Here is a 12,450-nt window from a genome sequence, read left to right on the forward strand (position 1 = left end):
GACCTTTTAATGACATATTACGGCTGAGATTTTTAAGTATCTTCATTGTAAATGTTTCCGGTATCATTTGTAATTTAACAATTTTATAGTGACTTCACAACAATACATACAAGGCTATTATTTTTCATTTCATAACAAACCTCCTTTTAAGTATTATTCTATTTTAAATTGAAAATCTAGACGTCCCGATTGTTTTACTTCCTCAATTAGTTTACGAATACCTTCTTCAATCTTATCTTCTTTTACATTGGATACGTTTAACTTTAACAACTTTTCTTTATGAAAATCATTTAAATAATTTCTATCAATTGAATCGATACTTATTTGATTTTCTCTTAATTTTTTTATAAATGTTTCTGTAACTATGTTTTTCTGTATTTCTAGACAAGTGTGTATTCCAAATATTTTTTGCTTTTTAAACGTAAATAAAAGTGGGTTTTCATTATGCACTTTTTCTAATGTTTCTGCTAGTTTTATTGATCTATTGTAGTAGGAAGAATTAATTTTACTTTTATGACGTTCAAACATACCGCTCTTTATATAAATTTCTAAAGCAGCTTGAGATATCATTGGACTATCAATATCTAAAATTTTTTTATATTTATGAAAAGCATTTGCAATAGCCGGTGGAATAACTGCTGCACCGACTCTTAAACCTGGAAAAATAATCTTCGAATAACTTTTCAAATATATTACATGGTTACAATCATCTAAGCTATATAACGGATCCGCTTTTGAATCAGTTTCTAAATCTGCTAAATAGTCATCTTCCACTATAAATACATTATATTTTTTAGCCAACAGGACGATTTTTTCTTTCTCATCCTTTGAATAAGACGTTCCGAGCGGATGATGATATCTCGGTATCGTATAAAAGAATTTTATTTTTCCTGTTCGAAATATACGTTCCAATTCACTCAAGTCAATCCCTTCATTTGTACGCTTAATACCGAGTACAGGAATGTTATTTATTTCTAGGTATTCAATATACAAATGATACGTTGGCTGTTCAATTAATATCGTTTCATTTTTATTCGGAAATGGTATAGAAGTTAATATAGCAAGCGCCTGCTGCACACCTGACGTTATAAAAATATTTTCTTCTTTTGTAAAGACTTGATAGTTTGCCAGCTGTTTTTGAATAACCGTAATTAAAGATGGTAAACCTTTCGGCGTTCCATATACAAATAAATCATTTTTATATGTATCAATGGCCTTATTAATACAATGTTGAAAATCTAAGTACGGAAATACATCTGGATCTGGTGCTGAAGAAGCGAAATCAATTATCTCGTTATTTTCTATGGTACTCCCTGATTTTTTAACAACGTAGTATCCACTTTGAGGAACGGAATAAATAATATGACGCTTTTCTAATTCATGAAATGCACGTATAACTGTCGCCTTATTACATTCATATTGCGTAACGAGTGTCCGGATAGACGGTAGTTTCTTCCCTTCTTTTATCTCTCCATTTTGAATCATATTTTCTATGTTGTTTAAAACATGTAAATACTTATACATCTCACACCTTCTTCAGCAATTTTGTATTGTTACAGCTTATATTTATGAACATACTTTTTCGAATTTCTATTTAGATTTTTTATTCAATTATATATTACTTCACAATTTCTCCACTTAACAAAGGAATTATAATTCATGAATAGAATATCTCCATGAATAAATAAAAAGTGAGGGATATATAATGCAGCGCTTAAATACGATTGATATTAGTAATGTAATTGAATTAGAAAAAGCTCTTTCGACTTTATTAAATGAAGTGATTTCCTCAAAACAAGACCTTGAAAATTGGTTAAAAGAGCAATCTAAATTAATTTGGGAAATTGAAGAACAATTAAAATCACACTATATTGCCTTTCAATGTAATACAAATAATAAAGAAATAAAAGATACTTTTGAACATGATCAGCAGTTTATAAGACCTCTTTTAAAACGTTATCAACATTTATTTAATAATAAATACTTACAGTCACCTTTTCGAATGGAATTAGATTCTAAAGTATATGGTTTATTAGATGTGAAAATAAAAAATGCTCAAACGTTATTTTGCGAGGAAAATATAGAATTAGAAATTAAAGAAGACAAATTAGTAACAGAGTACTTTGAAATTACAGGAGGGTTAAGTGGAATTTGGGATGGCGAAGAAAAAACAATTACGGAATTACAATCATATTTACAAGATCCAAATCGTGATATCCGTAAAAAGGCAAAAACAATTATTTCTGAACAGTTTTTATCTGTTGAAAAAGAACTTCAAAACATACTAAATCAATTAATTGAAATTCGCCATCAAAAGGCAAAAAACATTCAAGTAGAGAATTATCGTGATTATATGTTCAAAAAATATGAGCGTTTTGATTATACAGCAGCAGATTGCTATGAACTTGCTGAATCAATACGTAAATACGTTGTGCCACTTAAAGATAAAATATTACAAGAGAAAAAAGAGAAACTACAAGTGGATACGCTTCGTCCATGGGATGTAACAGCTGTAGCCCCTGATCAAAAAGTACTTAAACCTATTACAAATGAAAATGATTTAATTGAAAAAAGCACTCGCATATTCAATAAACTAGATGTTGAATTTTCAGCACTTTTAAACCGAATGCATGAACATGATTGTCTCGATTTAATAAGCCGCAAAGGAAAAGCATCTGGTGGATTTTGTGAGTACTTACCTACTTCTCAATTATCTTATATTTTTATGAACCTTAACTATACGCAAGATGATATTGTTACTTTCATACATGAAATGGGTCATAGCATTCATAACGAACTCATCAAACCATTAGATTTACGACAATATATAGAAATTCCCGCTGAAACAGCTGAACTAGCTAGTATGACAATGGAATTATTCTCAATTGATTACTGGGATACTTTCTATACAAACAAAACAGATTTAAAACAAGCGAAAATCAACTTCTTTAAAGATGTTATTTCATATTTACCTGTTATGCTTATCGTAGATCAATTTCAACACTGGCTTTATGAAAATCCGAATCATACTTCTGGAGAAAGAAATGAAAAATACTTACAACTTCAAAAAATTTATCAGTCTAGCGTCATACATATTGATGGTTACGAAAACTGGATAGCAACGAGTTGGTTACCTGTACTCCATATTTTTGAAGTGCCATTTTATTATATTGAATATGCTATCGCCCAGCTTGGTGCACTGCAAATGTATAAACAATATAAAGAAAATCCGAACCAAGCTCTAGTAAATTATAAAAAATCTCTATCGCTAGGAAGCTCAAAATCCATAAAAGAAGTATATGAGACAGCTGGCATTCGTTTTGATTTTTCAGGTGAAACAATTAAAGAACTAATGGCATTTGTAGAAAAAGAATTGCAATTACTTGAACAAATATAAAAAAAAGCTGTACCTATATTTTAGGTGCAGCTTTTTTCTTTATTTTATTAATCAATTCTATGTACTGAAAATCTCCATATCCGATTGTTGGAAAAAGATGGAATAAATTTGTTAATAATTTTTGCGTTGATAAATTTTTATTTTCGGAAATGAATTTTATTACATCATTATCTTCTTTTAACATTTCTAAATATAAGTTTACAGCCTGATACATTACTGGAAGTAACTCTGCAGATTGTTTCCTATGATTCACTAACACTTCTGTAAATACAGAGTGATAGTTTCCTAACTTAATTTCAATTTGATTGACTTTGAATTCATCCTCTTTGAAGCTATTTAAAACCACTCTTCCCTCATATCCTGACTGTTCAAGGTATGAAAGTATTGTAAATAGGTTCATTTGACAAAACATATCTTCACCAAACCATAAGACAATACATTCATATTTGTTCTTAAAAAGATTATTTAATGGATCTATAACTTTTTTTATATAATCCTCAACTGAACTATTATGCCCCGTTGCTCTTGTTTTAATAAATTCTTCATCAAAAACTTGTGTAGTAACGAGATTTACACACATCGCTTCGTTAAATGGTGCATAATCAGACTCACCCATTAGCTTTTCATTTTTAAACTCTTCATACATCATTTGACCGTTTAATATGTGAAGTACATCTTTATCAAACAGCTCACTCTTCGTATTTCGTAACTGCTCAACCTCTACTTTTCTAGAAATATTCATTTTACACTCCCCTTCTATATTGAGTTTAACGAATGATTGAATAGGCATTTTGTTTAGTTGAAATTCTCTTGGATATATTCCAAAAACATTTTTAAAAGCTCTACTCTATCAATTTTAAAGGATTTCAAAAATTAAAACACGAATTTTGTAAGTTAAGAGATTATTAGTTTTCCAATTGAAAATTTATGCTTAGAAAGGAAGTTACAATGAACGAGTTAGAAAAAGAGATACTCCACTTAATAAATGAACAATATCCATTAAATTTTATTAACATTAAATCCATAACGAACGAGATGTATCAATGTCTCGCGGAAGAAGGTACTTACTTCATTAGAATTACAAACTATAAAACGTATAAAGAACAGTTAGAAGAAGTTACATTTACAAATTTTTTATATCAAAATGGCTTAGGTGTTCCTCCCGTAATACCTTCACTAACTGGGAATTCAGTTGAGAAATTAACATTAGACAAGGAGATTTTTGCCGTAGTATATAAAGCTGCTCCTGGCATACATTTACCAAGAAGTGAATGGAATGCTAATGTATTTAAAAAACTTGGTCAACAGATTGGTAAATTGCATCGTATATCTAACAACTTTGAAAATACCGAGCCAGTAAAACATATTAACGATTGGTATGAAAATGAAGAATATAATTTTCTTAAGTATATTCCTAAAGAAGAGACTATTATTAGAGAAATTGCATCTGATGTTTTATCTTCCATAAAAAAACTACCAAAAACAGCTACGAATTACGGTCTGATCCATGGAGATTTATGGCTAGAAAACATTTTAATTGATAATGATTCAAACTTAACAATGATTGATTTTCAAGACTGTGAAAAACATTTTTACATATTCGATTTAGCAGTTCCAATCTATAGCGCGATAGAATACTCATTTGCCGGCAATGGAAATATTGTGGACTATGAGAATTTAATTACAAAAGCAATATTTGATGGGTATCAAGAAGAAAATGAATTACCTAAAGAAATAATAGACAAGCTTCCATTGTTCATAAAATTAAAGGAGATATTTGAATATAGTTTAATGCATATGTATTGGAATAAAGAAGAATTAACTGAGGAACAAGTACGGATAATGAATCTTTATAGAATGAAACTTGAAAATAAACATTCCTTAATCAATATGTAAAGCAGATGTTGTTTAACTACATTATGACTATCGTTAAACAACATCGTATATTAGTCTACTAAGTGGTATCGTTTAATTACACATATTCACAAAAAACTTACCACTTTCTATCCTAAATAGAAAGTGGTAAGTTTAATTGTTTAGGAATATCGGAATGAAACTCTGGTGTATGCAAGACAGTAAATGAATATCCCTGTTGAATAAACGATACTTCATTACGCTTATATTCAAACGGAGCACTATTTTTCTTAAAATTATTTTGGATTCGTTGTAAAAATGCTTCATCTGGTGTTCCGAAAGAAACGTGTATTTTCGGTGGTAAAGCTTTCATCGCAATTGGAATCCAAGGTCGCTGCCACCAAGTCGCAACGATGTATGCAGTGCCACCTATAACAAAGTTGAAAATGTCCCCATCTTCCATCGTTTTCATATCTAGATTTGATTTCAACCATTCCGTAAATATAGGTACACTTTTAACGGGAAGACCGATTTCCCTTACGTATAAAATATTTAACGGTGAATGCGGTACTAATACATCTTCTTTAACATAGTTATGTGCGATAATTTCGAGAAGATTTCCATCACCGTCTTTAAAGTATAAATTGAATAGGCCGTTCTCCTCACCAATTGTATTTCCATCTTTCCACTTCACAATGAGTAGTCCAGATCCTTCAAGCCATCTTGCTGTTTCATGAAATTTTGAGTATGGAATCTCAAATGCGAAATGCGCAGGTGCAATTGGTTCATATGCTTCCTGAAAACTAATTGTTGTGTATGGTGTTACTTCAAATTGAATAAATAATGCTGTTTCTTTTTTTATGGAAAAAGATAAAATATCCTTATAAACTTGTTTTACCCCTTCTATTGAAACCGTTTGTAGTTTTATATCTGAAATATGTGTAATCATTTTACATCCCCCCTATTTCAAACTATCTATTCGTATTGTATTACACTTCAAAATAGATAAAATCAAACAGAAGGATGGGATTTTCATATAGAAACTACCACTTTAGTATGAATATGTTAGCTCCAATTACTTTTTATTTCTGCTATAACAACTTCTGGTTTATCCCAGTGTAACAAGTGTGTAGTATTAGGAATTATTTTTACTATACTGTCTGTTTTCTCTTTAAAAATATTTACTGTTTTATCTCGATAATCCGTCCAAATTTGTAGAACTGTAGCTCGAAGTAAAACAATATTCCACGGTTCTCTTGACCACGAGCCTCTACACCCTCATCGTCAAGGGACTTTCGCGGCATAAATGCATAAGACTTAGTGATTCCCCCAAATAGAAACTACTTTTAGTAGTTTCGAGATCGTAACTGCTGATAGCAGGAAAAATCATTTATGATTGATATAGCTTTGTACGTTGTTTTACTTGATTAAAATAAAATCCTACAAGTTGAAGGCAATCTCCTCTTTTTTCTTAAATTCTGGAAGCCACTCTCCATGTGCCTCTATTAAATCATCACAAAGGGAAACAATATCATCCAATGACAATTCTGCGGCCGTGTGAGGATCTAGCATCGCCGCCTGGTAAATATATTCTCGATTACATGTAATGGCAGCTTCAATGGTTAGCAGCTGCGTATTAATATTAGTACGGTTTAATGCAGCAAGCTGCTCTGGGAGATCTCCAACATACGTTGGAGTTATGCCACTTCGATCCGCTATACACGTAACTTCCACACAGGCTTTTTCAGGTAAGTTGCTAATCAATCTTCCGGTATTTAGTATATTTCCATTAAATTTAAATGGGATATTCGTTTCAATGGCTTCAATGATACCTGAACCATATTCTTTTGAGCGTACATGGTCTAATGCCTTATTATTGACTAATTCCTCCCGCATGGTTTCCCACCTCTTGATTTGCTGTTCACAGCGGCGCGGATATTCATCAAGGGGAATATTGTATTTTTCGATTAACTCCGGATATCTAGATTTGATAAAGTACGGATGATACTCGGCGTTATGCTCAGATGATTCGGTCACATAATATCCAAACTTATCCATCAATTCAAATCTCACCATGTCATGATGTTTTGTTTTTTGCTTTTCTCTTGCCCTTCTTTTAATTTCTGGATAGAGATTCTCACCATTTCTTGTTACTTCCAATAGCCATGCCATATGGTTAATTCCTGCAATCTTTTCTTGAACACCTTCAGAATTCATGCCCAATGATTTGAATAGTTCGCTTGTACAACTTTGAACGCTGTGACATAGGCCCACTGTTTTAATTGCTGTAAAACGATTCATCACGCCTGTTAATACCGCCATAGGATTGGTGTAATTTAGAAAGAGGGCATTAGGACAAACCTCTTCCATGTCTTTTGCAAAATCTAGCAGCACAGGAATGGTTCGGAGATTACGAAAGATACCGCCTATCCCTACCGTGTCAGCAATCGTCTGCTGTAAACCATATTTCTTAGGAATTTCAAAATCAATCACTGTACTTGGCTTATAACCACCCACTTGAATAGCATTAATGACGTATTTTGCGTCCTTAAGCGCTTCCTTTCGATCTAAATAGGCTTTAATTTGAATATTTTTATTCAAGTTTTCTTTCAAGTTGGTCAACATATTCTCGGAATCTTTTAACCTTTGCACATCAATGTCATATAGTGCGAATTCAAATCCCTCTAACGCTGGAACAAGCATACAATCACCAAGAATATTTTTCGCAAATACCGTGCTACCCGCACCTATAAATGTAATTTTCGACATTTTTATCCTCCTTATGAACCATTTTAATTTATTATTTATCGCAACTAGGAACGACTTTTTAGAATAAAAATCCGTGAAAAAAATCGTCTCATTGCAGTGTTCCTAAAAACAGTTTGTTCTAGTTGAATACCAGCATTCATTAATGTGAAGCCATAATCCGATTTAGGACTTTCTAAAAATTAGAACTCCAGATTTCTCTGTCTCCATCTTATGTAACCCTTTGGATAGATCGGTTTTATGTTTTCGGATTAATTTTCCAGTACAGCTGTATGTCTCAATTGTTATATTGACAAGATCTTTTTCTAAATCTAGGATGAACTCCTCGTTTAAAGTGCCATTTACAATAATAAATTCCTCGGGAATATTGGTACCAGTCTTAATACAAACATCTGCGTAAATGGCGATTAGTTTGGTTGAGTCATTCACAGTTTCTACTATCGGGTAAAGTAATTCTGGTGCAGTAGGCTTTAAATCACCATTCAATAATACGTCTTGGTATTTTTTCGAAAACCCTAGCCAAAACTTTGCCATTTCAAAATGATCTTTATTTAATCTTTCAAAACGCATGGAAAATTGCGGTACACCAAAAATAACATTGATTAATTGCAGTGCCGCATTTTCAGTCGTATCTTCTGGACTCCACATAATCATATCGGAATGAACAGCAGTGTCTCCTGATAGCAAGCGTAGATCCATAATACCAACACGGTTTGTAATTGCATCATTCGGGCAATCTCCTACCCTGAAAATATTTCCATATTTCCTCATATAAGGTCCGATATATCTTTGTCTGAATTCAACCATAATGGATGGCTTAATTAATTTTAAACTTTCCATAATATCAGTAAATAGACAATCCACCGCTTCCTGTACGGATTCATAATCCCGTTCTGGATCAAATTGAATTGCTTGTCCCTTCGCTCGATTTAAATCAAATAAATCAATAAAATCAAATTTAAATCCGTCTAGATCCCACTCTTTCAGAGCTTTTTCGTAAGTAGATATCAAATATTCTCTGACTTCTGGGTAACGTGGATCCAAAACTCCTGCCTGGAGATTATCACTGAAATATAAAATTTTACTTCGGAATCGCTCCCATGTCTTTGAATAGATTCCTACAAATGGTACACTATACCACAATAAATATTTCATCCCCAAATCATGTACTCTCTCAACATGTTCCCTCATGCCCACGATTCTTTTAGGAGACACTTCCCAATCTCCACAATAAGCATAACCACGATGATCATCTTCTGTCTGCCAGCCATCGTCAACGATAACAGCCCCACAACCTAACTGTTTCGCAATCTCACATTGTTTCTCGATTTCATCATCAGATATGTCCTGATGGAAGCTATACCATGTCGAATACATAGGAAGCTTCGCAGTTTCAGGAACAAAGGATGGCCCATATCCATCCATTTCCTCATACCACACGGAAATATCTTGGATTGCTTGATAATAAGGAATATCCCTCATATCGACTCGAATCACTCCATCATAGGATGATTGAACTTTGGATGGCTCTGTAAATAATGTGATTTGTGCTTTCATCGTTCCAGTTTCTTCGTGGACGCCCAAATTAAAATTAACAGTATCCATCGCATTGGAATATGCTACAGCAAGCCTGTTTTGTCCTTCTTGATTATAGAAACAGCCAACCGGGGCTAATACTGTTGCTTTAGAAGAAAAACCTCCATCCCAATCCACACCGAAACTTTTACTACGGGAGGATCCTGGATGCCAATATGATTGAATATCAACAATTGGGTGATGCCAAACTAAATTAACTTTTGGGAATTGAATGGGTTGTTCTGACCCTATATGGATATGAACAAATAAAACTCCATTTTCTTCTCTTTGGTCAATTTTGACTTTGACACTATCTTCATGAACGGCCTCAATGTTTACCTTTTGTGTGATCATAGCCTCTCCTCCTCTTTTTATTTTTTAGAATATTGAATTATAGAGCTACACCTTTTAAGCGAGCAAAAATATTTTTTGTAAACAATACGATGACTAGTGCAATACCACTACCACCAAACATGAAAAATAGACCTGGATATATTAAAAAAAGAAGTGACATCAAAATGAGAGTGATGATGATCAAGATCGTTTTTATCGGATTTGCTATGCCTATAAATGTGGCATATTTAAAATAATGAAATGTTTTTACTTCAAAATGATTAAATGTCTGAATAATATAGAGTAAATTCACTACATAAAATAAAAGCATTGACAAAATCATTAGGGAAAGAACCCTACTTACCAAGGTGTCATACATTTGAAAAAAATAAAGATCCGTCATAAGTATCGAGCCTATTAAAACGATGAAAAACCCCATTTTGTTCGATTTTTTAAAATTAGATTGATAGGAATTCCAAAAAGTTGCTACCATTTTTGTATCCTTTTTGTTAATCAAATCCATTATTAATTGGAACATAGCAACAGTCGATGGGAATAATCCAAACACTCCAAAACCAATCAATGTAAATCCAATCCACAATAAATTAAGGAATAACAATTTCATGACCCATTCTAATAAATGATAAATCCTTGCGATCACGGCCCACTTCCTCCTTTCTGTCTTCCTTGATCAGGTAGGAAATAAACATTATTTGATACCTGTATTTTGAACACCATCCAGGATAAAGCGCTGTGCTACAAAAAATACTATAATGGGAGGAATACAAATTAATAGAGTCGAAGCCATGATAGAAGTCATATCAACTCCAAACATCCCTTTGAATTGCATGAGTCCCAACGTTAAAGTGTATTTACTTTGATCGTTCAGAAAAATTAATGGTCCTAAATAATCATTCCATGAGCCTAACATTTGAAACACACCGACAACCACCAATACTGGAGCCATTAACGGAATGAATATCCGATAAAAAATTTGAAAATGGTTCGCCCCGTCTATGAGCGCTGCTTCTTCCATTTCTTTAGGAACTCCTAATAAAAATTGGCGAAGTAAAAAAATGAAATAGGGTGATCCGAAAAAGGTAGGAACAATCAGTGGTTTTAGAGTATTAATCCAGCCCAACTGATTAAATTCCATATATAAGGGAATTGCAGTTACATCCCAGGGAATCATCATTCCTGTTAGTAAAATTAGAAAAAGAACGTCCCTTCCTTTAAAATTGAATCTGGCAAATCCATAAGCTACTAAAGAAGATGATAATAGTTGTCCGATGATTCCTAATCCTGTAACAATCAAAGAATTTTTCAGAAATGTTGTAAAAGGTAAAACTGTCCAGGCTGTATAAAAATTACTAAATTCAAACTGAGACGGAATTAGTTTCGGAGGAAATACAAATGTCTCAGCAGGGGTTTTTACAGCTGTAATGAACATCCAAAGAAATGGTGCGATAAAAAATAAACAAAAAATAATCAGTATTGTATGTACAATGACCTTCGTTGTTATACTTCTCATAATCATCATATTCCTCCTTTCCTATTTTTGTTTCTTTTTCATTTCATTTTCATAGTAAACCCAAGTATTAGATGTTTTGAAAACCAGTAATGTCAGAGCCAAAATAATTAAGAACATAAACCAAGCATTTGCGGATGCATAACCCATTTTAAAATACTTGAAAGCATTTTCATAAACATACATCGCATAGAAATACGTCTTTCTTAAAGGTCCTCCACCTGTTAGAACAAGCGCGAGTGTTAACTGTTGAAATGCTGAAATGATAGCAGTAATGACATTAAACAGAATGGTCGGACTCAGCATCGGAAGTGTTATTTTACTGAACTTGTGCCATTTACTTGCACCATCTATATCTGCAGCTTCATATAGGTCTTTCGGTATATTTTTTAAACCGGCTAAGAATATCAGCATCATAGTCCCTTGCCCCCAAATACCTGCAAACACGATTGCAAAAAGTGACCAGGTTGGATCATTTAGCCAGTTTGGTCCATTAATGCCTATTAATGATAGTAGATAGTTTAGTAAACCGTATTCTCCGTCGTACATCCATGACCAAATCATTGAAAGGGCTACTCCCGAAACAACCGTAGGAAGATAGAATATCGTTCTATAGCCTGAAAGCCATTTTACTTTTTGATTTAATAATATAGCTAGCAAGAGAGCAATACCGATGTTTAACGGTACTAAAATAGCAGCAAACTTAAAGGTAACTCCTAAAGATTGCCAAAACACTGGGTCATTTGTAAACATATCAACATAATTTTTGAAACCAATAAACGTTGGGGTTCCAACAGTAGGCCAATCAAAAAAGCTTATGATAAGAGAAAAAATCAAGGGTCCGAACGTAAAACAGATGAAACCAATGATCCAAGGAGAAATGAATAGATAGGGAGTAAGGTCTCCCCATCTAATCTTTGATAGAATGGATATGGGTCGTTCGGGAACCGTTTGAGTTATTTTATTTTCAGTTTTTATAATCATGAAATGATCCCCT

At 32.9% G+C, this 12,450-nt stretch carries 10 protein-coding genes and 1 pseudogene; 2 read left to right on the forward strand and 9 right to left on the reverse strand.

Annotated elements, in window-relative coordinates; genetic code table 11:
- Nucleotides 1-153: 153 nt before the first annotated feature.
- The gene (locus tag COC96_RS00165; RefSeq protein WP_098266882.1) at nt 154-1,524 is read right to left on the reverse strand and encodes an aminotransferase-like domain-containing protein; all 1,371 of its coding nucleotides are present in this window, start codon (nt 1,522-1,524) and stop codon (nt 154-156) included.
- A 181-nt stretch (nt 1,525-1,705) separates the two neighbouring features.
- On the opposite strand from COC96_RS00165, the gene COC96_RS00170 reads away from it, so the two are divergent.
- Nucleotides 1,706-3,397 (forward strand): M3 family oligoendopeptidase, encoded by a 1,692-nt coding sequence (locus COC96_RS00170; RefSeq protein ID WP_098266881.1) that lies wholly within the window; start codon nt 1,706-1,708, stop codon nt 3,395-3,397.
- A gap of 13 nt (nt 3,398-3,410) precedes the next feature.
- On the opposite strand, the gene COC96_RS00175 is transcribed toward COC96_RS00170, so the two are convergent.
- Nucleotides 3,411-4,217, reverse strand: coding sequence for an AraC family transcriptional regulator (locus COC96_RS00175; RefSeq protein ID WP_098266880.1), 807 nt, complete (start codon nt 4,215-4,217; stop codon nt 3,411-3,413).
- Nucleotides 4,218-4,324: 107 nt separating this feature from the next.
- On the opposite strand from COC96_RS00175, the gene COC96_RS00180 reads away from it, so the two are divergent.
- Nucleotides 4,325-5,293, forward strand: a complete 969-nt coding sequence (locus COC96_RS00180; protein ID WP_098266879.1) for a phosphotransferase enzyme family protein — start codon at nt 4,325-4,327, stop codon at nt 5,291-5,293.
- Nucleotides 5,294-5,405: 112 nt separating this feature from the next.
- Here the strand turns inward: COC96_RS00180 and COC96_RS00185 are convergent, their stop codons facing one another.
- From COC96_RS00185 to COC96_RS00210, 7 genes and pseudogenes are all read right to left on the reverse strand, one after another.
- The gene (locus COC96_RS00185; protein WP_098266878.1) at nt 5,406-6,200 is read right to left on the reverse strand and encodes a VOC family protein; all 795 of its coding nucleotides are present in this window, start codon (nt 6,198-6,200) and stop codon (nt 5,406-5,408) included.
- Between the two features lie 116 nt (nt 6,201-6,316).
- Nucleotides 6,317-6,502: pseudogene (locus COC96_RS27020) on the reverse strand (alpha/beta hydrolase); the annotation flags it as partial.
- Nucleotides 6,503-6,691: 189 nt separating this feature from the next.
- Nucleotides 6,692-8,020 carry an alpha-glucosidase/alpha-galactosidase gene (locus COC96_RS00190; protein ID WP_098266877.1) on the reverse strand — a complete coding sequence of 443 codons (1,329 nt, stop codon included), beginning with the start codon at nt 8,018-8,020 and terminating at the stop codon, nt 6,692-6,694.
- A 162-nt stretch (nt 8,021-8,182) separates the two neighbouring features.
- The gene (locus tag COC96_RS00195; protein WP_098266876.1) at nt 8,183-9,946 is read right to left on the reverse strand and encodes a glycoside hydrolase family 36 protein; all 1,764 of its coding nucleotides are present in this window, start codon (nt 9,944-9,946) and stop codon (nt 8,183-8,185) included.
- 37 nt (nt 9,947-9,983) lie between these two features.
- Complete coding sequence (locus COC96_RS00200) at nt 9,984-10,586, reverse strand: YesL family protein (RefSeq protein ID WP_088229155.1); 603 nt, start codon at nt 10,584-10,586, stop codon at nt 9,984-9,986.
- Nucleotides 10,587-10,634: 48 nt separating this feature from the next.
- Entirely contained in the window at nt 10,635-11,462 is an 828-nt protein-coding gene (locus COC96_RS00205; protein ID WP_088229154.1) for a carbohydrate ABC transporter permease, read from the reverse strand.
- Nucleotides 11,463-11,477: 15 nt separating this feature from the next.
- Nucleotides 11,478-12,437 (reverse strand): carbohydrate ABC transporter permease, encoded by a 960-nt coding sequence (locus COC96_RS00210; RefSeq protein WP_088229153.1) that lies wholly within the window; start codon nt 12,435-12,437, stop codon nt 11,478-11,480.
- Between the last annotated feature and the right edge of the window lie 13 nt (nt 12,438-12,450).

Origin of the sequence: Bacillus cereus, assembly GCF_002577405.1 — a bacterium.
Classification (GTDB): Bacteria; Bacillota; Bacilli; order Bacillales; family Bacillaceae_G; genus Bacillus_A; species Bacillus_A cereus_AU.

Coding starts and splice junctions, on each gene's coding strand:
- COC96_RS00195 (WP_098266876.1), bottom strand. CDS start 9,946: ATGATCACACAAAAGGTAAACATTGAGGCCGTTCATGAAGATAGTGTC.
- COC96_RS00170 (WP_098266881.1), top strand. CDS start 1,706: ATGCAGCGCTTAAATACGATTGATATTAGTAATGTAATTGAATTAGAA.
- COC96_RS00210 (WP_088229153.1), bottom strand. CDS start 12,437: ATGATTATAAAAACTGAAAATAAAATAACTCAAACGGTTCCCGAACGA.
- COC96_RS00165 (WP_098266882.1), bottom strand. CDS start 1,524: ATGTATAAGTATTTACATGTTTTAAACAACATAGAAAATATGATTCAA.
- COC96_RS00190 (WP_098266877.1), bottom strand. CDS start 8,020: ATGTCGAAAATTACATTTATAGGTGCGGGTAGCACGGTATTTGCGAAA.
- COC96_RS00205 (WP_088229154.1), bottom strand. CDS start 11,462: ATGATTATGAGAAGTATAACAACGAAGGTCATTGTACATACAATACTG.
- COC96_RS00180 (WP_098266879.1), top strand. CDS start 4,325: ATGCTTAGAAAGGAAGTTACAATGAACGAGTTAGAAAAAGAGATACTC.
- COC96_RS00185 (WP_098266878.1), bottom strand. CDS start 6,200: ATGATTACACATATTTCAGATATAAAACTACAAACGGTTTCAATAGAA.